General features: G+C 38.1%; 27 protein-coding genes. 18 read left to right on the top strand and 9 right to left on the bottom strand.

Going from position 1 to position 23233, the window contains the following annotated elements; genetic code table 11:
* The first annotated feature begins 1 nt into the window (after position 1).
* From nagB to KKW16_RS03845, 3 genes are all read left to right on the top strand, one after another.
* Positions 2-805: a glucosamine-6-phosphate deaminase gene (gene nagB, locus KKW16_RS03855; protein ID WP_009500377.1), complete on the top strand. Its 804-nt coding sequence runs from the start codon at positions 2-4 to the stop codon at positions 803-805.
* 57 nt (positions 806-862) lie between these two features.
* Positions 863-2008, top strand: coding sequence for an N-acetylglucosamine-6-phosphate deacetylase (gene nagA, locus KKW16_RS03850; RefSeq protein ID WP_048953895.1), 1146 nt, complete (start codon positions 863-865; stop codon positions 2006-2008).
* A 131-nt stretch (positions 2009-2139) separates the two neighbouring features.
* Positions 2140-2895: a class I SAM-dependent methyltransferase gene (locus tag KKW16_RS03845; protein ID WP_048953894.1), complete on the top strand. Its 756-nt coding sequence runs from the start codon at positions 2140-2142 to the stop codon at positions 2893-2895.
* A gap of 44 nt (positions 2896-2939) precedes the next feature.
* On the opposite strand, the gene sodA is transcribed toward KKW16_RS03845, so the two are convergent.
* Positions 2940-3593 (bottom strand): superoxide dismutase [Mn], encoded by a 654-nt coding sequence (gene sodA / locus KKW16_RS03840; RefSeq protein ID WP_048953893.1) that lies wholly within the window; start codon positions 3591-3593, stop codon positions 2940-2942.
* Positions 3594-3854: 261 nt separating this feature from the next.
* Here sodA and ccmA point away from each other — a divergent pair, with 261 nt between their 5' ends.
* The 11 genes from ccmA to KKW16_RS03785 all read left to right on the top strand — a co-directional run bounded on the left by ccmA (position 3855) and on the right by KKW16_RS03785 (position 11736).
* Positions 3855-4493: a cytochrome c biogenesis heme-transporting ATPase CcmA gene (gene ccmA, locus KKW16_RS03835; RefSeq protein ID WP_048953892.1), complete on the top strand. Its 639-nt coding sequence runs from the start codon at positions 3855-3857 to the stop codon at positions 4491-4493.
* Between the two features lie 4 nt (positions 4494-4497).
* Positions 4498-5163 carry a heme exporter protein CcmB gene (ccmB, locus tag KKW16_RS03830; protein WP_005637214.1) on the top strand — a complete coding sequence of 222 codons (666 nt, stop codon included), beginning with the start codon at positions 4498-4500 and terminating at the stop codon, positions 5161-5163.
* A 60-nt stretch (positions 5164-5223) separates the two neighbouring features.
* Positions 5224-5964, top strand: a complete 741-nt coding sequence (locus tag KKW16_RS03825) for a heme ABC transporter permease (RefSeq protein ID WP_005634316.1) — start codon at positions 5224-5226, stop codon at positions 5962-5964.
* A gap of 41 nt (positions 5965-6005) precedes the next feature.
* Positions 6006-6209: a heme exporter protein CcmD gene (gene ccmD / locus KKW16_RS03820; RefSeq protein ID WP_005634314.1), complete on the top strand. Its 204-nt coding sequence runs from the start codon at positions 6006-6008 to the stop codon at positions 6207-6209.
* Complete coding sequence (gene ccmE, locus KKW16_RS03815) at positions 6206-6727, top strand: cytochrome c maturation protein CcmE (protein WP_005631161.1); 522 nt, start codon at positions 6206-6208, stop codon at positions 6725-6727. Before ccmD ends, ccmE begins: the two co-directional genes overlap by 4 nt.
* Positions 6724-8670, top strand: coding sequence for a heme lyase CcmF/NrfE family subunit (locus KKW16_RS03810; RefSeq protein WP_048953891.1), 1947 nt, complete (start codon positions 6724-6726; stop codon positions 8668-8670). The genes ccmE and KKW16_RS03810 overlap by 4 nt, the downstream gene beginning before the upstream one ends.
* A gap of 113 nt (positions 8671-8783) precedes the next feature.
* Positions 8784-9329 carry a DsbE family thiol:disulfide interchange protein gene (locus tag KKW16_RS03805; RefSeq protein ID WP_046942240.1) on the top strand — a complete coding sequence of 182 codons (546 nt, stop codon included), beginning with the start codon at positions 8784-8786 and terminating at the stop codon, positions 9327-9329.
* The gene (locus KKW16_RS03800) at positions 9329-9790 is read left to right on the top strand and encodes a cytochrome c-type biogenesis protein (protein ID WP_048953890.1); all 462 of its coding nucleotides are present in this window, start codon (positions 9329-9331) and stop codon (positions 9788-9790) included. The genes KKW16_RS03805 and KKW16_RS03800 overlap by 1 nt, the downstream gene beginning before the upstream one ends.
* Positions 9791-10708: a c-type cytochrome biogenesis protein CcmI gene (ccmI, locus tag KKW16_RS03795; protein WP_048953889.1), complete on the top strand. Its 918-nt coding sequence runs from the start codon at positions 9791-9793 to the stop codon at positions 10706-10708. It begins immediately after the preceding gene.
* A gap of 210 nt (positions 10709-10918) precedes the next feature.
* Complete coding sequence (locus KKW16_RS03790; RefSeq protein WP_048953888.1) at positions 10919-11434, top strand: DUF8095 domain-containing protein; 516 nt, start codon at positions 10919-10921, stop codon at positions 11432-11434.
* 8 nt (positions 11435-11442) lie between these two features.
* A complete protein-coding gene (locus tag KKW16_RS03785; RefSeq protein ID WP_048953952.1) occupies positions 11443-11736 on the top strand; it encodes a hypothetical protein in 294 nt (97 codons plus the stop codon).
* 128 nt (positions 11737-11864) lie between these two features.
* Here the strand turns inward: KKW16_RS03785 and frdD are convergent, their stop codons facing one another.
* Genes frdD through frdA form a run of 4 tightly spaced genes read right to left on the bottom strand, consistent with a single transcriptional unit; the run spans position 11865 to position 15205 of the window.
* Positions 11865-12209, bottom strand: a complete 345-nt coding sequence (gene frdD, locus KKW16_RS03780) for a fumarate reductase subunit FrdD (protein WP_048953887.1) — start codon at positions 12207-12209, stop codon at positions 11865-11867.
* Between the two features lie 12 nt (positions 12210-12221).
* Entirely contained in the window at positions 12222-12632 is a 411-nt protein-coding gene (gene frdC / locus KKW16_RS03775) for a fumarate reductase subunit FrdC (protein ID WP_048953886.1), read from the bottom strand.
* A 10-nt stretch (positions 12633-12642) separates the two neighbouring features.
* Positions 12643-13413 carry a succinate dehydrogenase/fumarate reductase iron-sulfur subunit gene (locus KKW16_RS03770; protein ID WP_005645965.1) on the bottom strand — a complete coding sequence of 257 codons (771 nt, stop codon included), beginning with the start codon at positions 13411-13413 and terminating at the stop codon, positions 12643-12645.
* Positions 13406-15205 (bottom strand): fumarate reductase (quinol) flavoprotein subunit, encoded by a 1800-nt coding sequence (gene frdA / locus KKW16_RS03765; RefSeq protein ID WP_046942098.1) that lies wholly within the window; start codon positions 15203-15205, stop codon positions 13406-13408. The genes KKW16_RS03770 and frdA overlap by 8 nt, the downstream gene beginning before the upstream one ends.
* Positions 15206-15421: 216 nt before the next feature.
* Here frdA and epmA point away from each other — a divergent pair, with 216 nt between their 5' ends.
* Positions 15422-16393: an elongation factor P--(R)-beta-lysine ligase gene (epmA, locus tag KKW16_RS03760; RefSeq protein ID WP_048953885.1), complete on the top strand. Its 972-nt coding sequence runs from the start codon at positions 15422-15424 to the stop codon at positions 16391-16393.
* 38 nt (positions 16394-16431) lie between these two features.
* Here epmA and cpxA read toward each other — a convergent pair whose 3' ends face one another.
* The 4 genes from cpxA to yejK form a co-directional block, all read right to left on the bottom strand.
* Positions 16432-17847 carry an envelope stress sensor histidine kinase CpxA gene (gene cpxA / locus KKW16_RS03755; protein ID WP_215767928.1) on the bottom strand — a complete coding sequence of 472 codons (1416 nt, stop codon included), beginning with the start codon at positions 17845-17847 and terminating at the stop codon, positions 16432-16434.
* 4 nt (positions 17848-17851) lie between these two features.
* Positions 17852-18559, bottom strand: coding sequence for a response regulator (locus KKW16_RS03750; protein ID WP_048953883.1), 708 nt, complete (start codon positions 18557-18559; stop codon positions 17852-17854).
* A 56-nt stretch (positions 18560-18615) separates the two neighbouring features.
* Positions 18616-19029, bottom strand: a complete 414-nt coding sequence (gene bamE / locus KKW16_RS03745) for an outer membrane protein assembly factor BamE (protein ID WP_048953882.1) — start codon at positions 19027-19029, stop codon at positions 18616-18618.
* Positions 19030-19093: 64 nt separating this feature from the next.
* Positions 19094-20110: a nucleoid-associated protein YejK gene (gene yejK, locus KKW16_RS03740; RefSeq protein WP_048953880.1), complete on the bottom strand. Its 1017-nt coding sequence runs from the start codon at positions 20108-20110 to the stop codon at positions 19094-19096.
* 128 nt (positions 20111-20238) lie between these two features.
* Between yejK and KKW16_RS03735 the strand changes: the two genes are divergently transcribed.
* Genes KKW16_RS03735 through corC form a run of 3 tightly spaced genes read left to right on the top strand, consistent with a single transcriptional unit; the run spans position 20239 to position 23130 of the window.
* Positions 20239-20457: a YejL family protein gene (locus tag KKW16_RS03735; protein ID WP_005625990.1), complete on the top strand. Its 219-nt coding sequence runs from the start codon at positions 20239-20241 to the stop codon at positions 20455-20457.
* Between the two features lies 1 nt (position 20458).
* Positions 20459-22216 carry a DUF3413 domain-containing protein gene (locus tag KKW16_RS03730; RefSeq protein ID WP_215767927.1) on the top strand — a complete coding sequence of 586 codons (1758 nt, stop codon included), beginning with the start codon at positions 20459-20461 and terminating at the stop codon, positions 22214-22216.
* 14 nt (positions 22217-22230) lie between these two features.
* The gene (corC, locus tag KKW16_RS03725; protein ID WP_048953876.1) at positions 22231-23130 is read left to right on the top strand and encodes a CNNM family magnesium/cobalt transport protein CorC; all 900 of its coding nucleotides are present in this window, start codon (positions 22231-22233) and stop codon (positions 23128-23130) included.
* The last annotated feature ends 103 nt before the right edge of the window (positions 23131-23233 follow it).

Raw genomic sequence — 23233 nt, 5'->3', positions numbered from 1 at the left:
TATGCGCCTTATTCCTCTACACAACGAACAACAGGTGAGTCGTTGGGCTGCACGCCATATTGTTGATCGTATCAATCATTTTAATCCTACGGCTGAACGTCCATTTGTTCTCGGTTTACCAACTGGTGGCACACCATTAAAAACTTACCAAGAATTAATTGCACTTTGTAAAGCGGGCGAGGTGAGCTTTAAGCATGTGGTAACATTCAATATGGACGAATATGTAGGTTTACCAGAGGAACACCCTGAAAGTTATCATAGTTTTATGTATAACAATTTTTTCAATCATATCGATATTCAGCCAGAAAATATCAATATTCTTAATGGCAACACGGATGATCATGATGCAGAATGTCGCCGTTATGAAGAAAAAATTAAATCTTACGGAAAAATTAATTTATTTATGGGCGGAGTAGGAAATGATGGCCATATCGCCTTTAATGAACCAGCGTCATCATTGAGCTCTCGCACTCGTATTAAAACGTTAACTCAAGACACGCTGATCGCAAATTCACGTTTCTTTGATAATGATGTGAATAAAGTGCCTAAATATGCTTTGACTATTGGTGTAGGCACATTATTAGATGCAGAAGAAGTGATGATCCTTGCAACTGGCCATCATAAGGCGCTTGCCGTTCAAGCAGCAGTCGAAGGTGGTGTGAACCATATGTGGACAGTGAGTGCACTTCAATTACATCGCCATTTTGTGTTAGTTTGTGATGAACCTGCACAGCAAGAATTGAAAGTAAAAACAGTTAAATATTTTACTGAATTAGAACAACGCGCCATTCATAGCGTGTTATAAGATCCTGCCGCTCAAAAGAGCGGTCATTTTTCTGATTATTTTATTTAAGGACAAAAAATGAGATATGCATTAACAAATTGTGTGATTTACACAAAATATGATGTTTTACGTGATTTTGCGGTAATTATTAACGGTGAAATTATTGAAGCGGTAGTTCCACAAGCTGAATTAGAAACAGGCATCAAAACCATTGATTTACAAGGTAATAATTTAACGGCGGGTTTTATTGATCTTCAATTAAATGGCTGCGGTGGCGTGATGTTTAACGACCAAACTAGCGTTGAAACCTTGGAAATTATGCAGGAAACTAACTTGAAATCAGGTTGTACCAGTTTCCTTCCTACTTTTATCACGGCACCAGATGAAAACATAAAAAGTGCGGTGAAAATTATGCGTGAATATTTAAACAAGCATAAAAACCAAGCACTTGGTTTACATATTGAAGGGCCGTTTATCAGTGTTGAGAAAAAAGGTGTACACCGTCCCGAATATATTCGTGAAATTACGCCTGAAATGAAAGATTTCCTCTGTGAAAATGGTGATGTCATTACAAAAATTACCATTGCCGCAGAAAACCCAACTATTAACTATACGCCTGATTTTGTGAAAGCGGGCATTATTGTCTCTGTAGGCCATTCTAATGCGACTTATGAAGTCGCTAAATCCGCATTCCACAAAGGCGCAACTTTTGCGACTCACTTGCATAATGCAATGTCGCCAATTAGTTCTGGACGTGCTATGGGCGTAGTAGGTGCAGTACTAGATTCTGATGTTTACACCGGTATTATCGTGGATGGTGTGCATATCAATTACGGCAATGTTCGCATTGATAAAAAAATCAAAGGTGACAAACTTTGTATTGTGACTGACTCTCTTGCTGCAGCAGGGGCTCCACCAGAATTGGAAACCTTCACATTCGTAGGAAAAACCATTTATATCCGAGATGGCCGCTGTTTTGATGCAAACGGTACGATTGCTGGAGCATCAATTACTATGATCGAATCTATTAAGAATGCAGTCGAGTTTGTAGAAATTCCGCTTGCTGAAGCAATTCGAATGAGTAACCTTTATCCTGCACGAGCAATTGGTGTGGATGATCGTTTAGGTTCGGTAGAAAAAGGAAAAATCGCAAATTTAGCCGTGTTTACGTCAGATTATAAAGTGACAGCAACTGTGCTTAATGGTGAATGGAAACCTAATTGATTTAAGGTGCGGTAAATTTTTCTGATCTTTTATAGCCCAACCAATCGGTTGGGTTATTTTTTGCTTTACTACTTTAATAAGAATAATTTTCATCTATAATATAAAACCAAGTTAATTACTAGGAGATAGATATGGCGAAAGATGAAGTAGGGCATAATTTTCTTGCACGTTTAGGTAAAACTCGTTTGCGTCCAGGCGGTAAAAAAGCGACAGACTGGTTAATTGCCAATGGCGATTTTGGCCAAGATAAAAAAGTGTTAGAGGTTGCCTGTAATATGGGAACGACAGCCATTGGATTGGCGAAGCAATTTGGTTGCCATATTGAAGGTGTTGATTTAGACGAACATGCGTTAGAAAAAGCACAAGCAAATATCGTCGCAAATGGCTTTCAAGACAAAATTCATGTGCAGCGTGCGAATGCGATGAAGTTGCCTTTTGCAGATGAAAGTTTTGATATTGTCATCAATGAAGCGATGCTCACGATGTTACCCGTGGAAGCTAAGAAAAAAGCCATTGCAGAATATTTTCGAGTGTTAAAACCAAATGGTTTATTGCTTACTCACGATGTTATGCTGGTGGGGAATGATCATCAAACGATTCTAGAAAATATGCGCAAAGCGATTAACGTGACGGTAACGCCATTAACGAAAGATGGCTGGAAAGGAATATTCCAAGAAAGTGGCTTTAGAAATGTTGATACTTTCTCTGGTGAGATGACTTTACTTTCACCAAAAGGGATGATTTATGATGAGGGCATTCTTGGGACGTTAAAAATCATCCGTAATGCTATGAAAGCAGAAAATCGTGAGCAATTTAAAAGAATGTTCAAAACCTTTAATGATCCTGAACATAAATTACATTTTATTGCTGTATGTAGTCAAAAATAATATAAAAAAAACAAAGGCCTACTTTTCTAGGCCTTTATCTTTTATTATTTAGCACAATTACATTCTGAATGGGCTGTTTTTTGTTCAAAACGTTCTGCAACGAAATCCCAGTTTACCACGTTCCAGAATTCTTTAATGTAGTCTGGACGACGGTTTTGGAATTTCAAGTAGTAAGCGTGTTCCCAAACGTCTAAACCTAAAAGTGGGAAACCTTCACAACCTGCCACTTCTTTACCCATTAATGGGTTATCTTGGTTTGCTGTTGATACCACGGCTAATTTACCTTCAGCAGTTAATACTAACCACGCCCAACCTGAACCAAAACGAGTTGCGGCTGCTTTTTCAAATTCAGCTTTAAATGTTTCTACAGAACCGAAATCACGTTCAATCGCATCTTTTAATGTACCTTGTAAAGTAGTACCTTTTTTCAAACTTTTCCAAAATAAACTGTGGTTTGTGTGACCGCCTGCATTATTGCGTAATGCACCACGTTTTTCTGCAGGGATTTTGTCAAGGTTAGAAACTAATTGACCTGGGCACATTTCCACTAACTCAGCGGGTAAACCTTCTAATGCAGCGTTTGCATTGTTTACATAAGCTTGATGGTGTTTGCTGTGGTGGATTTCCATTGTTTGCGCATCGAAATGTGGTTCTAATGCATCGTAGGCGTAGCCTAATTCAGGTAGAGTGTAAGCCATAATTTATTCCTTCTATGTAAAGACAAATTTCGTTGAGGGTTTTGGTCTATAACCAAAAGTGGGCAAATAATAGCAAAAATTTTGATTTAGATCATTAAATGTTTTTCCTTTTGCATTAATAGACGAATTTATTAAACCTTGTTTTAAATCAATAAACCTATCGATCTACTTCTAAAGAGTTATTTGTTTTGAGAGCTAAAATCTCGTCAAATATTTCTCTTGTGATAGAATACCGCCACTTTTTATTTTCCCTTTGCAATTATGTTTGAACCACACAAGTTATCTCTGCAAAATTTATCCTGCCAACGTGGTGAGCGAGTACTTTTTCGTGCTTTGACTTGCTATTTTAATAGCGGTGATTTTGTGCAAATTGAAGGGCATAACGGCATAGGTAAAACCAGTTTATTACGTATTCTTGCGGGTTTAGCTCAACCTTTAGAAGGCGAAGTGCGGTGGGATGCTGAAGCAATTTCTAAACAACGTGAACAGTATCATCAAAATTTGCTTTATTTAGGTCATCTTTCAGGCGTAAAACCAGAACTAACAGCATGGGAAAATTTGCAGTTTTATCAACGAATTAGCCAAGCGGAACAAAATACTGATATTTTGTGGGATTTGCTTGAGGAAGTGGGATTATTAGGTCGTGAAGATTTGCCTGCCGCACAACTTTCAGCAGGACAACAAAAGCGTATTGCATTAGGTCGCTTATGGCTGTCTCAAGCGCCCTTATGGATTTTAGATGAGCCGTTTACTGCGATTGATAAAAAAGGCGTGGAAATTCTAACCGCACTTTTTGATGAGCATGCTCAACGAGGTGGCATTGTGTTGTTAACCAGCCACCAAGAAGTACCAAGTTCTCATCTGCAAAAATTGAATTTAGCGGCTTATAAAGCGGAATAACTTAATGATTTTCTTAGAAATAATTAAACGTGAACTTCAAATTGCGATGCGCAAAAATGCGGAGATTTTAAATCCGCTATGGTTCTTTTTGCTTGTGATTACTTTGTTTCCGCTTGTTATTGGGCCAGATCCTAAATTACTTTCCCGTATCGCACCGGGTATTGCATGGGTAGCCGCATTGCTTTCAGCATTGCTTTCTTTTGAACGTTTGTTTCGTGATGATTTTATTGATGGCTCTCTTGAACAATTAATGTTAACCGCACAGCCTTTGCCGATGACTGCTTTGGCGAAAGTGGTTGCGCATTGGTTACTCACAGGCTTACCGCTTATTTTGCTATCGCCTATTGCCGCTTTATTGCTTTCTCTTGAGGTCAATATTTGGTGGGCATTGGTTTTGACATTGTTACTGGGCACTCCTGTATTGAGTTGTATCGGTGCAATTGGTGTGGCCTTAACAGTGGGATTGCGAAAAGGGGGCGTGTTGTTGAGTTTGCTTGTTGTTCCGTTGTTTATTCCTGTTTTAATTTTTGCCTCATCAGTATTAGAGGCGGCAGGCTTAAATGTGCCTTATGGCGGGCAACTGGCAATTTTAGGTGCTATGATGGTTGGCGCAGTAACACTTTCGCCTTTTGCCATCGCCGCGGCACTGCGAATTAGTTTAGATAATTAATTTCATTCTACCGTATAAAAGTGCGGTGGTTTTTCTCTTAAATTTTTAAGGATCTTTTTTATGTGGAAGTGGTTACATCCTTATGCAAAACCCGAAACTCAGTATCGTATCTGCGGTAAATTGAGTCCGCTATTTGCATTTTTAACACTTATTTTACTCGGTGTTGGCATTGTATGGGGCTTAGCATTCGCCCCAGCAGATTACCAACAGGGTAATAGTTTCCGAATTATGTATGTTCATGTGCCGACAGCGATTTGGTCAATGGGTGTGTACGGATCAATGGCGATTGCAGCTGTGGTTGCCCTTGTATGGCAAATTAAGCAAGCTCACCTCGCCATGATTGCAATGGCGCCAATTGGAGCATTGTTTACTTTCTTATCGCTTGTTACGGGCGCCATTTGGGGTAAACCAATGTGGGGCACTTGGTGGGTGTGGGATGCTCGCTTAACTGCAGAATTGATTTTATTCTTTCTTTATCTTGGTATCTTAGCGCTTTATTCTGCTTTTTCAGATCGTAACGTAGGGGCAAAAGCGGCTGGGATTTTATGCATTACAACGGTCGTGATTTTACCGATTATTCATTTTTCTGTGGAATGGTGGAACACGTTACATCAAGGTGCGAGTATCACTAAACTGGAAAAACCATCCATTGCAATTCCAATGTTGGTTCCATTAATTTTGTGTATTTTCGGTTTTTTAACCTTGTATATTTGGCTTACTTTAGTTCGCTATCGCGTGGAATTATTGAAAGAAGATGCGAAACGTCCTTGGGTTAAAGCATTGGCTCAAACACTGAAATAAAGTGCGGTTAGTTTTTTAGCGATTTTTAGAAGGAATATTTTATGTTTTTCCAGACTTGGAGTGATTTTTTTAATATGGGTGGCTACGGTTTTTACGTATGGTTATCCTATGCAGTAAGTTTAGTGGCAGTGATTGCCTTAATTGTTCAAAGTGTAAAACAACGCAAGACAGTGTTACAAAATGTATTGCGTGAGCAACAACGCGAAGAACGTTTACAACAAGCAAATAAAGGGAACACACTATGAATCCAAGACGTAAATCCAGATTTAAATTAGTCATTTTTGTTGTGCTCGGCATTGCTATTGCAAGTGGATTGATGCTGTATGCGTTACGTCAAAATATCGATTTGTTTTATACGCCATCTGAAGTGATTCAAGGTAAGGATAATAACCCGAATCAAAAACCTGAAGTGGGGCAACGTATTCGTGTTGGCGGTATGGTGGTTGAAGGCACAGTAGTGCGTGATCCAAAAAGCTTGAAAGTGCGGTTTGATTTAAATGATATTGGCCCTGCGATCACTGTTGAATATGAAGGCATTTTGCCGGATCTTTTCCGTGAAGGACAAGGTATTGTGGCTCAAGGTGTATTAACTCAGCCAACCGTTTTAACCGCGACAGAAGTATTGGCTAAACACGATGAAAATTATGTGCCACCAGAACTTGGTGAAAAAATGCAAAAAGTGCATAAACCAATGGGGATTGGTGATGCTGATTTAAAAGGCGAAAGCACACGTGATCGTCAAGAAAAAGAAGGCGCAAAATGATTGCTGAATTAGGAAATTATGCGCTGGCTTTAAGTTTAGCCGTATCGCTTATGTTGGCGATTTTCCCTTTGTGGGGGGCAGAAAAGGGCAATGTACAATTAATGGCATTAGCTCGCCCAATGACTTATGGTTTATTGGCAAGTTTAAGCATTGCTTTTGCTGCATTATTTTATTTATTCGCAGTAAATGATTTTAGTGTTCAGTATGTCGTGAATAACTCTAATACGGCTTTACCTATTTATTATCGTTTGTCTGCCGTCTGGGGTTCTCATGAAGGTTCTTTATTACTGTGGATTTGGTTACTCGCCGTTTGGTCATCTGCCGTTGCTTTGTTGAGTAAACATTTACCCCAAGAAGCGGTTGCTCGCGTACTTGGTATTATGGGGATTATTAGCGTAGGTTTTGTGTTGTTCGTCTTGTTCACTTCAAATCCTTTTACTCGTACTTTCCCAGATTTTCCAGTGGACGGAAAAGAGCTCAATCCAATGTTGCAAGATATAGGCTTGATTTTCCACCCTCCATTACTTTATATGGGCTATGTTGGTTTTTCTGTGGCATTTGCGTTTGCGATAGCATCCTTAATGACGGGAAAATTAGATTCAGCTTGGGCGCGTTGGTCACGTCCTTGGACACTTGCTGCTTGGGTATTTTTAACTTTAGGTATCGTACTTGGTTCTTGGTGGGCTTATTATGAGCTTGGCTGGGGCGGCTGGTGGTTCTGGGATCCTGTGGAAAACTCCTCGTTTATGCCATGGCTTGCTGGTACTGCATTGATTCACTCTCTTTCTGTGACAGAAAAACGTGGTTCTTTTAAAGCTTGGACGGTATTACTTGCGATTTTAGCCTTTTCACTTTGTCTGCTCGGCACGTTCTTAGTTCGTTCTGGCATTTTAGTTTCAGTTCACGCATTTGCATCGGATCCAACTCGTGGTTTGTATATTTTGGCTTACCTCGTTGTGGTGATTGGTGGTTCGCTAGCGCTCTATGCGTATAAAGGAAGTCAAATTCGTTCTCGTGATAATGCAGAACGCTATTCACGTGAAAGCATGTTGTTATTAAATAATATCTTATTAATGACCGCTCTTTGCGTTGTATTCTTAGGAACATTGTTACCACTCGTTCACAAACAACTTGGTTTAGGTTCTATTTCTATTGGTGCGCCATTCTTTGATCAAATGTTCTTAATTATTATGACACCATTTGCATTATTGCTTGGTATTGGACCTTTGGTGAAATGGCGTAGAGACCAATTTTCTGCAATTCGTACGCCTGTTGTTATCAGTGTATTTGTTATGGTGATTGCGGGTTTTGCGTTACCTTACTTCTTGCAAGATAAAGTTACAGTAAGTTCGGTGCTTGGTTCAATGATGACCGTGATTATCGCTCTACTAGCACTTTATGAATTGCAACAACGTGCGACGCATCGTGAACCATTCTTTGTGGGCGTACGCAAACTATCTCGTTCTCATTGGGGAATGATGTTAGCCCATCTGGGTGTAGCAATGACCGTATGGGGAATTGCATTTAGCCAAAACTTTAGCGTAGAACGTGATGTTCGAATGAAAGTCGGTGAGAGTGCGCAAATTGGTCGTTACGATTTTAAATTCGCAGGTGTGACGGATGTTAATGGTCCAAATTACATTGGTGGAAAAGCGCAAATTGATATTTCGAAAGATGGGCAACCAGAAGCAAGCTTATTTGCAGAAAAACGTTTTTACACAGTAAGTCGTATGTCTATGACGGAAGCCGCCATTGCTGGTGGTTTAACTCGTGATCTCTATGTGGCTCTCGGTGAAAAGATTGATGATAATTCTTGGGCGTTACGCTTATATTACAAGCCGTTTATTCGCTGGATTTGGATTGGCGGCTTGTTTATGGCGTTAGGTGGATTGTTGTGTATGTTCGATCGACGCTATCGATTTAACGCTTTATTGAAAAAATAATATGACGGCGCACCTTGATTAAGGTGTGCCTTAACTTTTAATTAGATTATGTGAACAATGCGGGCTTTTATAAAAGTCTACTTTGGTTTTTTATATTTAAAGTGCGGTAAAAAATGAAAAAAAAATTACTCGTTCCTCTTATTCTCTTTTTATCGATAACAATTGCATTTTTAGTGCAATTAAAACGTAATGCGCAAGGTGAAGATATTAAAGCATTAGAGTCTGCTTTGGTTGGAAAGCCTGTGCCAGCAAAAAATTTAACGGAGCTTTTTGAAAATAAAGCTTACACGAACGAATTGTTTCAACAAGGTAAGCCAGTTTTACTTAATGTGTGGGCGACGTGGTGTCCGACTTGTTATGCCGAACATCAATATTTAAACAAACTTGCTAAAGACGGTGTGCGAATTATCGGTTTAGATTATAAAGATGAATCACCTAAAGCAATGAAGTGGTTAAAAGATCTTGGCAATCCTTATAAAGTTGTTTTAAAAGATGAAAAAGGTTCTTTCGGTTTGGATTTAGGAGTATATGGGGCACCAGAAACTTTCATTGTAGATGGAAAAGGTGTGATTCATTATCGTTATGCTGGAGATGTAAACGAAAAAGTTTGGACTCAGACTTTAAAACCAATTTATGACAAACTTTCGGAGCAACAATAATGAAAAAAACATGGCTATTTTTGACCGCACTTTTGTTTAGCTCAGTGGCGTTTTCAGCTATTGACGCATTAAATTTTAGTTCTCCACAGCAAGAGAGTGATTACCACCAATTAACACAATCTTTGCGTTGCCCTCAATGTCAAAATAACAATATTGCGGATTCCAATGCGACTATCGCTGTGGATATGCGTGGCAAAGTATTTGAGCTTTTACAAGAAGGCAAATCGAAAAATGATGTAGTGGAGTATATGGTGGCGCGTTACGGCAATTTTGTAACCTATGATCCACCTATGACAGCGAGTACATTAGTGCTATGGATTGCGCCATTATTGCTTGTGTTGTTAGGCGTGGTATTTTTATTAAGACGTAAGCCAAAAGCTCAAAGTGCGGTGAAATCCCAAGATGTTTTAACTGATGAAGATAATGCGCGTTTGGCAGAATTATTAAACAAGGATAAATAGATGAATTTTGCATTAATTTTTATATTAACCACTTTAGTTGTGGCGTTAATTTGTTTTTATCCTTTATTGCGTCAATTCAAAGCGAAACATTGGCAAAAACGTGATGATTTAAATAAGGCGTTATATTTCTCGCGCTTGGAAGAAATTGAGCAAGATAATTCCCAAGGTTTAGTTGAAAATGTTGAGCAACTCAAACAAGAATTACAGAAGACCTTGCTTGATGATGTGCCGAGCAAGGTTCAAGAGAATGCGGATTATTCTGGCAAATCTTATGGAAAAGTGTGGTTTGTGTCTGGCGTGTTGGCGCTAGGAATTATCGCGGGCTCTTCTTATTTTATGGTGGGCTCTTGGCAAGCTGAATCGATGTTAGAGCAAACTTATGCGAAATTGCCATATTTCTATGAGCGAATGAAAGATGAAGATAAAAATCCATTTTCTGATGCAGAAATGCAGCAATTTTCTACCGCACTTCGAATCGATTTGCAGAAAAATCCAACTGATGCAAAAAAATGGTGGATGCTCGGTCAGATTGGGATGAATTTAGGTGATGTACGTTTAGCATTTGATAGTTATCAGAAGGCCAACAAGTTAGAACCAGATAATGTGCAATATAAATTAGGCTATGCTCGCGTGTTGATGTTCTCTGATGATGCGACTGATAAACTAAAAGGTGGCGATTTATTACGTGAAGTGATTCGTCAAGATCATACTAATGTTGAGGCCCTAAGTTTGCTCGCATTCCGTTATTTTGAAACGGAAGATTATAAAATGGCGGCAGTGACTTGGGCGATGATGCTGCGCTTAATGCCGAAAGATGATGAGAGGGTTCCATTAATTGAAAAAAGTATTCGTGCCGCGCGTGATGCTTTAGAAGCGCAGAACGAAGAAAAATCAAAAAGTATTACCCCTGAAAAATAACCTAGAGCATTGTAGTGCTTTCTGATATAGTGCGGTAAAAATGATTATTGATGATGAACCTATTTATTAGGTTTTCATTATGTTACTATCATAATTAATACGAACTAATTAGAATAGATAATTTATCGCTTGAAATGTTATTCTTTTTTAAGCCTGATGGTTTGACGTTAGAGCGATATCAATATAGTAAAGACTAAGGAAAAAATAAATATGAAGCATCAATCTTATATTTCGGTTCCGTTATTTTTTCTTATGGTTAGCAGCCTTGTTATTGCTCGGGTTTCTATTGCAAGTAATATTACTTATGTTGATTCGGCAGATCAAAAAAGCTTTTCGTCTGAAATTTCAGATAATGATGTACAGCTTTTGGGGCAGAGTATTGAATTAAAAGTTTATAAAATGGATGAGATGAGTTCATCTCAAACTATTTATGAATCTCCGGCTGGGATTTGTAAAGGGTTTAAGGCTAGAGGTGTAAATTATACAAATTCAACCCACAATTATCTTTCACCCAATGATAAAACAGAATATTATGGCAGCGTAACTGGCGCTACAATTTATGGTGGGAAGAATACGCAAAATTTAAGTTATGTACCCGTTTATTCTATTTCTGATAAAAAAGTATCTGAGCGTATTCAAATTATAGAAAATAAGAAATTGAAGGAAAAGGCTGTTAACAATGTATCAGAAGGGAAAGCGGTGTTAACAGAAGTAATTTGTAAATAGAGGTGGATATGAAAAAAAATATTTTAGTATTAGGTATAACATGTTTATTAGTTGCATGTTCTTCTGATAATAAGCCAGATAATGGCATTTATGATATGAAAACAGTTCAGGAATATAACGCCCGAGTGCAGAGTGGAAATACTGTTGTTGCCTCACAAAAAGCTCGGGTCTCTAAACAAGAAGAAACACCACTAAAAATGAATGCGAGTGATGAGAAAGCGAAAGTAAGAATTATTAGCCCTACTCTTCCTGTGGTCCCCGCTGTGGGTGTCGGTTATTATCATCATTATCATAATTGGTAATAGAAATTTGAGAATTTAGACAGCTATATTTTTATAGCTGTTTTTTTGATTGTAATAATTAGAAAGGACGATAATTTTATAGTAAAAAAAGCGAGCTTATGCTCGCTTTTTTATAATGAATCTAGCTCTTATAGACTCGTTACCGCAAATAACACCCAAACGGTATAAATTGTGGCTAAACCATAAAAGATAAATCCACCAGCTGGCACATGTATTTTAAGATCGTGCATACCGTGGTGAATACGATGTAAACCGCACCACATTGGGAAAATAGTAAGCACTAAAATAACTAATTTACCAATCCAAGAATAAGCAAAAGTAATTAAATTATGCGCATCGACTAAACCAAATGGTAATAACAAACCGATAATTAAAATAACGACAGGGAAAAAAATTGCACTCACTGTGCCGCCTGCACCGAACATTAACCATACTGGCGGTTCGCCGGAGCGTTTTGGATTTTGATCAACCATTTTTTCTCTCCCTTAGATATAAACTAAAACTAAAGCAATCACGCTAACTAATGCTGTTACCGCCCAAAGTGCATTTCTTACAACGCGGTGTGGTAAGCGTTCATTTTTCACAATGATATTCATTACTTTTGGTGTCATTAAGAAGTATGTCACCGTATGATAAAGCGTTGCGATAAGCGTAATAATATTTAAGAACACCACAATTGGGTTTCTTAAAAACTCAATAAAGCTCAAGATGCCTAAGCCTGGCATTGGATTGCTTGCGAGGCAAAGAACACCATAAAGCAATACAATACAAAACCATACAGCAAAGATTGAAGTCGCTTCACGTAGCATATAAGCTTTATAGAAGTCCAATTTTTGCCACCAAGTCGCTGTCATTGGACGGACATATTTTTTACGTTTACTAACTGTTACTGACATTCCTTCCCCCTTAGCTTTTTGGTTTTAGCATAGAGATAACATAATCTTTGGCACTTTCCACTTTTCCTTGGTTAATTGCAGAAGCAGGATCCACATGTTTTGGACAAACTTCTGAGCAATAGCCAACGAAAGTACAACTCCAAACCCCGTTTTTACCATTTAACAATGACATACGTTTTGCTTTACCATGGTCACGGTTATCAAGATTATAACGATGAGCCATCGTAATAGCTGCAGGACCTAAAAATTCAGGATTTAAACCAAATTGAGGGCAAGCGGCATAGCATAAACCACAGTTGATACACATTGAGAATTGACGATATTTCTCAAGCTGTGCAGGCGTTTGTTTAGTACGGCTTACTTGTAATTCTTTCGATGGATGTGGTTTACCATCTAATGCTGGTGCTTCGTTACCAATAATATAAGGTTTAATTGCCTCTAAACTTTCAATAAAGTGGCTTAAATCAACCACTAAGTCACGTTCAATTGGGAAGTTTGCTAACGGCTCAATACGCATATGGCCACTGTAATCACGTAAGAACGTTTTACAAGCCAATTTCGGTTTATTATTTACCATCATCCCGCAAGAACCACAAATCGCCATACGGCAAGACCAACGATAAGAAAGAGATGGCTCAAGTTTATCCTTAATATAACCTAACGCATCAAGCAATGAAGTTTGATTATCATAAGGTACTTGATAGGTACTTAGATGCGGCTCTTGATCGATTTCAGGATTGTAGCGTAATACTTCAACATTCATTACTGGTGAATTAGCCATTTGCTTGCTCCTTAGCTTTCGCAGCTGCTTCTTGAGCTTCTGCTTCCGCACCGTAAACACGTTTTGCAGGTTGAGATTTAGTAATTTTCACCGGACTGTATTCGATACGCGGCGCACCGTTTTCATTGTAGAAAGCAAGTGTGTGTTTTAAATAATTTACATCATCACGTTCAGTGTAATCTAAGCGTTGGTGAGCACCTCGAGATTCTTTACGTTCAATCGCTGAATTTGCAATAGATTGTGCAACATCTAGGATGTAGCCTAACTCAACTGTATAAAGTACATCTGTATTGAACACGCTTGAGTTATCTGCTACACGAATACGTTTGTAACGTTCTTTTAATTCTGCAATTTTATCTACTGCTTTTTGCATGCTTGCTTGGTCACGGTAAATACCACAGCCTTCTTCCATTACAGAACCCATTTCGTCACGGATTTCAGACCAAGATTCGTTACCTTCTTGTTTATGAAGGGCTTCTAAACGAGCGACAACATCTTTTGCTTGAGCATCAACCGCACTTTGATTTACAGATTGAGCCTCTACAGCACGTTGTGCCGCATATTCGCCAGCAACACGACCTAACACAACAAGTTCAGCTAAAGAGTTAGATCCTAAACGGTTTGCACCATGTAAACCTGAAGATGCACACTCACCTACAGCAAATAAACCTTTGATACGCGTTTCGCTGTTAAAGTCAACCTCAATACCACCCATCGTGTAGTGAACAACTGGACGAACTGGGATTGGCTCATTCACTGGATTTACACCTTCATAAGCACTTGCTAATTCACAAATGAATGGCAGACGCTCATGTAAATATTTTTCACCAAGATGACGTAAATCTAAATGCACAACATCTACGCCTTTCGCGGTTTTTAAGGTATTACCTTTTTTCCATTCTTGCCAGAATGCTTGAGAAACTTTATCGCGAGGACCAAGTTCCATATATTTATTTTGTGGTTTTCCAATTGGAGTTTCAGGTCCTAGACCGTAATCTTGAAGATAGCGATAGCCATCTTTATTCACTAAGATACCGCCTTCACCACGACAACCTTCAGTCATTAAGATGCCGGTATTCGGTAAACCTGTTGGGTGATATTGAACAAACTCCATATCACGAAGTGGTACACCATGACGATACGCCATAGATAAGCCGTCACCTGTTACAATACCGCCATTGGTATTGAATTTAAATGCACGACAACCACCGCCAGTTGCAATAACAACCGCATTTGCATTGATTTGAACAAGTGAACCTTCCATCATGTTCATCGCAACCATACCACGAGCATGGCCATCATCAACAAGAATATCTAATACGAAGTGTTCATCAAAACGTTGGATTTGTGGATATTGAATAGAAGTTTGGAAAAGCGTGTGTAATAAGTGGAAACCTGTTTTATCAGCGGCGAACCAAGTACGCTCAATTTTCATTCCACCAAAACGACGTACGTTTACATCGCCATCAGCTTTACGGCTCCAAGGACATCCCCAACGTTCTAATTGAGTCATTTCCACTGGTGAATGTTGTACGAAATATTCCACAACATCCTGTTCGCAAAGCCAGTCACCACCAGCCACAGTATCTTGGAAGTGTTTATCGTAAGAATCTTCTTCTTTGATAACTGCCGCTGCGCCACCTTCTGCTGCCACAGTATGGCTACGCATTGGGTACACTTTTGAAACTAATGCAATTTTTAAGTTAGGATTTGCTTCTGCTGCTGCAATCGCTGCACGTAAACCGCCACCACCAGCGCCAACAATCGCAATATCGACATTAACTGTTTGCACGATATCCTCCAATAAATGTAGAAAGTAAAAAATAGAAATCACCCTAAAAGGGTAATCTAGTAAGGCCATTCTGCCATTTTTTGTTACAAATTAATAACGTTTTTTATGTAGGAAAAGGGGAAAAAGTATGATTTTGTGATCTACCTCAAAAAAGCTTAGATTGAGTTGAGAAGGGCTCTCGTTTACAATGATGCAAATTTAAAAATGGGAATAAAAATGACCGCACTTACTCATTGGCAACCTTCTGCCGATATAAAAAATCTGCTTAAACGTGCAAAAATTATTGCTGAAATTCGTCAATTTTTTACAGAACGAGGCTTACTTGAAGTTGAGACGCCTGTTCTAAGTGAATTTGGCGTCACTGATTTGCACCTTTCCACATTTAGCACAGAATTTCTCGCGCCTTTTGGTGAACAATCCAAAACACTTTGGCTTTCTACAAGCCCTGAATATCATATGAAACGCTTGCTTGCTGCAGGCAGTGGACCAATATTCCAAATCAGTAAAGTGTTCCGTAATGAAGAAGCCGGTAATCGCCACAATCCAGAATTTACCATGTTGGAATGGTATCGACCGCACTTTAGTATGCATCGTTTAATTAATGAAGTGGATGATTTACTCCAACAAATTTTAGATTGCCCACCTGCAGAAAGTTTAAGCTACCAATTTGTTTTCCAAGAATATGTAGGTTTAGATCCCTTATCTGCAGAACGTTCAGAATTAATCGAAGCGGCTCGTAAACATAACTTTATGGCGGAAGATAATGAAGATCGCGATACTTTATTACAGTTTTTATTTAGTGAAGTCGTTGAACCTCAAATAGGAAAAGATCGACCTGTGGCGGTTTATCATTTCCCTTCAACGCAAGCCGCCCTAGCACAAGTGAGCCCAGAAGATCAGCGAGTTGCAGAACGCTTTGAGTTTTATTACAAAGGGTTAGAACTGGCAAATGGTTTCCATGAATTGACAGATGCACGAGAACAAAGACATCGTTTTGAATTAGATAATCAGCAAAGAAAGAAACATGGATTGCCAGTTCGAGACATTGACGAACGTTTTCTATCTGCATTGGAAGCTGGCTTACCAAATTCTTCTGGCGTTGCGCTAGGAGTCGATCGCCTGATTATGGTTGCGTTAGGTTGTGAAAAAATTAATGAAGTGATTTCTTTTGCCGTGGATAATGCCTAGACGAAAAGTGCGGTAAAGATTTACCGCACTTTTGATTTTTAGTTACTGATCCATAATGGCAATCGTATAGTAACAGCAAGCCCGCCTAGTGGGCTTTTTTCAGCCCAGACCTTTCCTTGATGCTCCTGAATAACATTAGACACAATCGCCAATCCTAGTCCTGTGCCGCCAGTCGTTCTAGTTCGAGTTTCATCAACTCGATAAAACGGTTTGAAGATTTTTTCAAATTCATCTGGATGGACTCCAGATCCGTTGTCATCTATACGGATCCTGAGAAATTCTTCTTCTTCTTCTTCTTCTTCTTCTTCTTGGATAAAAATATGAAGTTCGATCTTATCCTTGGTGTATTTAAGCGCATTTGTCACAATGTTTTCAACCGCACTTTCTAGCAATCTAAAATTGCCGTTAAGTTGTAATTCATTTTTAGGTAAACGAATATTTGTGAGAAACGCTATACCACGTTGCTCAGCCTCAAATTTTGCATCCTTGATAATATCAGTCCAAAGCGTATTAGCATAAAAAATATCCCGTTCCATTTGGCTATTCATTTTCTGGCGTGAAAGTAGAAGCAATTCACTAATCATTTTATCCATGCGCCCAATTTCTCTTTCAATGCGTTTTACGCTATCTGTTTCACCACATTCATGACGAACAAGCGCTGTAGCTAGTTGTAAACGTGCTAGTGGTGTTTTAAGCTCATGTGAAATGGAAGACAGTAAAGATTGTTGATTGGAGATAAGATTGTCAATCGCCGTTGACATTCTATTAAAACTTCTTCCAACTTGTCGAAGTTCAAGAGGGCCTGATAGGGATAAGTTACGATCAATTTTAAAGTTCCCTAGGGCGACAGAATTTGCGGCTTCTTGTAAACGAGATATTGGGGTGACAATGGTTTTTGTGAACCACCAGAGTAATGGTGTAGTAATTAATAAGATTAAGAAACCAAGCATAGCTGGGTTATCAAATAAATAATTTAAAATTGCTTGTTGTGGATTTATATGATTGATGAAGAATAAAGCATATTCGTCAGGTTTATCACTAAGATAAATTTGGAATGGGCCAACAATTTGTAAATCATTGAAAGTTTTTCGTTTGGGATGAGAAAAATCATCAGAAACAACAGAGAATGCTAAAATTGCATCACGCTCTTCCGGTAATTCACCTAATATATTTTGGGTCTGTAAATTGACTAAAACAGGACGATATGGATTGTATTTATCTGTTGGCAATACGGGGGCCTCTACGAGTAGATTACTAAGTTGTTTATTCCGTATTGTATCCATGATTCTTTTCTGGTAGTTGATTACTTCAGATTCTTTTAAAGGCGTATAAATTCGAAGATCAAAATAAGGCATGATAACAATAAGTGTCATCATGGCAAAGAATGCTATCCAGAAAACTGAAAATGTACGTATGGCTAATTGGTTAATATTAAAAATCTTAGTGAGTTTCATTATTCTATGGCACTAAAAGATATCCACGTCCACGTAATGTTCTAAACCAAGGTAGATCATTCTCTCGGAGAGGGAGTTTTTTACGTAGATTTGACATATGCATATCAATGGAACGGTCAAAGGGAGTAAGAGGCTTGCCCAATACTTTCTCACTGAGTTCATCTCTGGTTGCGCTACCATTTGGAGATTGAATTAATTGGTAAAATAGTAAAAATTCTGTGCTAGTTAAATTTAAATCTTTACCTTGATAAATAGCTCGTTGAGAAATTGGATGTAATTCAATCCCGTGAAAGAATATTACTGAATTTTCATTTTCAGAATTTTTTGTAGATTTACCGTTTTCTGTTTTGAGGAGGACGCTACGGCGTAAAATAGCTTTTATACGGGCAACTAATTCACGATCATTAAATGGTTTAGGCAAGTAATCATCCGCACCCAATTCTAAACCAAGCACGCGATCGATATCGTCACCTCTTGCAGTAAGCATCATCACTGGCACATTAGAGACTTTACGAATTTCTTTTAATGTATCAAGACCATTTAGCTTAGGCATCATCACATCAAGTAAAACCAACTCATGGCCTTCATCCAGTTTTTGTAATGCCTCTAATCCATTATTTGCTGTTTGAACTTCAAATCCTTCCAGTTTCAGGAGTGCAGATAGTAATTCCGTTAATTCAATGTCATCATCAACGAGTAAGAGCTTTGACATAGGCGCTGTCCTTTTTATCAAACGTCTGTGTTTATACTGTCACTATAAGTGTAAGCTTATTTCCAGAATTGCCACCAGCTTGATTTTGGTTTCTCACCAGTTTGAATAATGGTGTTGTTTTCGCCTTGTTGCAAAACTTCTGGCAAAGGTTTATCAAGATTGGTTTCTGTCACCATACCACGTTGATCAAATTTTACAGTGAAAGTGTGTTGAACAGGTGTTTCATAAGCACGTTGTTGTAAGAACACATAGTACCAAGTCTGACTATTATAAGGATCGATTAATACTGGCGTACCCAACAAATATTGTACTTGTTGAGCTGTCATGCCTTCTTTAACTTGAGCAACTGTAGTCGCTTCTAAATAGTTGCCTTGCGGTACATCAATTCGATATACAACTTTTTCAACGGTGGAACAAGAAGCGACGCTTAATGCTAAAAAGGTTGCGCCTAAAAGTGTTTTAACTTGCATTTTCTTTACCTTATTTGTGCAAAAGTACTGTCAAATAATACCCAAGTTTGAGCATATTTCCAAATTAATTCTCTGATTTTAAAGCCTTTTGTAATTGATCTTTTAAATTCGGCGGTAAACCCTTGATAGTAAGCGTATCCGTCATTGGTTCCCATTGAATTCGAGTATTTAATAAATCGGCATCGAAACTAATACTCACCCCCTTTCCTGAACCAGTGAATTTCGTTAGGGATTTTAAAGTTGAACGTACTGGCGGAATGCTATCTTCCAAGCCATAATTCTGTTCTCCCGCAAAGGTAACAAAAGGCTGTTCGTTTAGAGTGGGTAAGGAATCAGAAAGTTCCTGCAATTCAATTTCATCACCGCCTGCAAGTTGAGCTTTGCAATATTCAAACACTTGTTTTTTCACCGCTTGAGTTTGCTCTTTGTTGAGTTCGCCTTGATCGCAGTAATCACTCACTGCTTGCAATAAACACTGATTTTGTACTTGTGGATTTAATCCTTCTTCGGCACCTAAAAAATCCATGAAAAAATCACTAATTTTTCGACCGACACGGCCTTTTATGAAAGTTAAATAACGATTAGAGTTTGCATTCACCTGCAAATCCGTCAAATTCACTCTTGCCGCAATATCAAACTGAGTAATATCAAGATATTCTGTACGGCGAATATCTAAATGCTCATCCACTAACATACTATGACGGCTATCAAGCAATGCAATAAACAAATAATCTGTTGCTAAGAAATTATATTGACATAAAATCAAAGTACCACTTTCTGCAAAGTTATATTTACCTAGCTCATCTGCAAGCAATTTTGTTGAGTATTGACTAAAACCTAAAAACTCAATTTCTTGTTCCAATAAACGATTTAAATGTTGTGCAAATATAGACTTTTCCTGAAACACACCAAAAGCCTTAGCTTTATTTTGATAGCCTTGATGAAGTTGCAACATCATTTGTTCTACTTCTGGCGTAATTGACAACAGCTCATCGCGTAATACGCTTTCCATTTTTATGCTGTCGCCATCCACATTTTTGACTAACTGATGCAAAACAATTTGATTAACGGTAATACTCATTTTTGTCACCTTTGAAAAATTTGCCGCAAATTATAACCGCACTTTTTAAGCAAGAAAAAAGAAATTATTTAGGTTCTACCAAATAATCGGGTATCATAAGCCAAATTTTTTGTTTTATTTTTAACATTATGGCTCAACATTCTAAATATTCTGATGCTCAATTAAGTGCGATTGTAAACGATATGATCGCAGTATTAGAAAAGCATAAAGCCCCTGTAGATCTATCCTTAATCGCACTGGGTAACATGGCGAGTAATTTATTAACCACCAGTGTGCCACAAACTCAACGTGAGGCATTAGCTCAAGCGTTTTCTAATTCCTTAATTAATGCGGTAAAAACACGTTAATATGAAATGGATTAAAAAAGGCACCTTCAGTGGCAAACAATACCGCGATGACGTTTCACGAAAAATCTCGTGGGGTCATTGGTTTGCCTTTTTTAATATTATTGTTGCTATTCTTATTGGCACTCGTTATGCCTTTATCATTGACTGGCCAGATACTCTCGCAGGAAAACTTTATTTCTTTGTGAGTTTGCTCGGGCATTTCAGTTTCAATGTTTTTGCGTTGTACTTACTCGTGGTCTTTCCACTGAGTTTCATTGTTAAAAACCACCGCACTTTTCGCGGATTAACCGTGATTTTTTCCACGATTTGTATAACCTTATTATTATTTGATACCGCCGTTTTCAATCGTTTTAATCTGCATTTATCCTCTGTTGTATGGAATTTGCTGGTCAATCCAGAAAATGGTGAAATGTCACGCGATTGGCAAATTTTCTTTGCACCAATGCCAATAATTTTACTGGCTCAAATGTTATTTTCTCGCTGGAGTTGGGAAAAATTACGCAGTCTTGAACGCCAAAAATGGCTAAAAAGTACTGGCATATTCTTAACCGCAACGTTCATTGCGACGCATTTAATTTATGCTTGGGCTGATGCTTATTTGTATCGTCCTATCACCATGCAACGTTCTAATTTCCCTTTATCTTATCCAATGACAGCTCGTTCTTTTTTAGAAAAACACGGTTTCTTGGATGGAGAAGAATATACGCAAAAATTGGAGCAAGAAGGTCGTTTAGATGCCTTAAAAATTGATTATCCGAAAAAAGAACTCACTTATGCACCAATTACGCATAAATCTAATATTCTGATCGTAACGGTTTCAGGTTTGCGCCATGATGCGATTTCTAGTGAAAAGATGCCAAAACTTGCTGAATTTGCGACAAGTTCAACAGAATTCACTAATCATTACAGCACAGGTAACAGTAACAACGCAGGCTTAATTGGGTTATTTTACGGGCTAAATGCAAATTACACCGATAGCGTTTTAAGCAATCATACCCAATCTGTTTTAATCGAAAAATTACGTGCTGAAAATTATCAATTGGGTTTATTTTCTGCTACGAATTTCAAAGATAGCGTCTTCCGCCAAGCATTATTTCGTGAAATAAAACTTCCATCAAATAAAACCAACAAACCCAATAATGAAAGTGCGGTAAAAAATCTCAATGATTTTATTAAAGCGCAAAAAACAGACTCCCCTTGGTTTGCTTATTTGGATTTAGCCTTGGAGGCTAAAAATCCATCAGATTATGACCGCACTTTGCAGGACATTGATTCTCTTTTAGTAAAAGCGTTAGAAAGTACACCGCTTGAAAATACATTAGTCATTATCACGTCAGAGCATGGTGTAACCTTTAATGAAATGAATGAAAAAGAGCGAGAAAACTACTTTGGGCGCGATGAAGTTCAAGTGCCATTGCTTGTATATTGGAAAGATTTACCGGTAGGCAAGCAATATGGGTTAAGCAGTCATACCGATATTTTACCTGCATTGATGAGACAAATTTTCCATGTAGAAAATAGATTAATGGATTATACACAAGGGGCTAATTTATTTGACCTGAGCGGGCGCGATTGGGTTCAAGCGTCTAATTTTAATTGGAATGTAATTATTCAATCAGATGGCACTCAATATCATATTAATCGTAAAGGTAACTACAAAAAGTTTAACCCTAACTATGAGGAGCAATCTTCGGATAGACCGCCGTTAGGCTTATTCTTGGAAACGTTTCAACTTGAAAATCAATTTTTTGAAAAATAGATAGATAAAATAATATGAACGACGAACAGCAAAATTTAAACCAATCTGAAAATACGAAAAAAACTTTTTTTCAATCTTTATTTGGTCGCTTTTTTCAAGGTGAACTAAAAAATCGTGAAGAACTTGTGGAAGTGATTCGCGATTCAGAACAAAACGATTTAATTGATCAAAATACGCGTGAAATGATAGAAGGCGTGATGGAAATCGCGGAGCTTCGTGTTCGAGATATTATGATTCCTCGTTCACAAATTATTTTTATTGAAGATCAACAAGATTTAAATACTTGTTTAAACACAATTATTGAATCCGCACATTCTCGTTTTCCTGTGATTGCCGATGCAGATGATCGCGATAATATCGTAGGCATTTTGCATGCAAAAGATTTATTGAAATTTTTACGTGAAGATGCCGAAGAGTTTGATTTATCTTTATTATTACGTCCCGTCGTGATTGTGCCAGAAAGCAAAAGAGTGGATCGTATGTTGAAAGATTTCCGCTCTGAGCGTTTCCATATGGCTATTGTGGTGGACGAATTTGGTGCGGTATCCGGCCTTGTTACCATTGAAGATATACTGGAACAAATTGTTGGCGATATTGAAGATGAATTTGATGAAGAAGAGGTCGCAGATATTCGTCAGCTTTCTCGTCATACTTATGCTGTACGTGCGCTCACAGATATTGATGATTTCAATGCGCAATTTAATACGGATTTTGATGATGAAGAAGTGGATACCATTGGTGGGCTAATTATGCAAACTTTTGGTTATTTACCAAAACGTGGTGAAGAAATTATGTTGAAAAATCTTCAATTTAAAGTCACCTCGGCAGATAGTCGCCGATTGATTCAACTTCGAGTGACTGTGCCAGATGAACATTTGGCAGAAATGGATGATGTGGAAGAAAAAGCCGAATAGCATTTTATCATCCTCAATGATGGCGCGCGTTTTCTAACGCGTGCTTTTTATTTACTTGGAATGGAATTTTAAATTTCAACACAAAAGACGCTCGTGAGGGCGT

This window comes from Haemophilus sp. SZY H8, assembly GCF_018829755.1.
In the GTDB taxonomy this organism is placed as follows: Bacteria; Pseudomonadota; Gammaproteobacteria; order Enterobacterales; family Pasteurellaceae; genus Haemophilus; species Haemophilus haemolyticus_K.
This window is presented reverse-complemented; position numbering and strand designations above follow the sequence as displayed.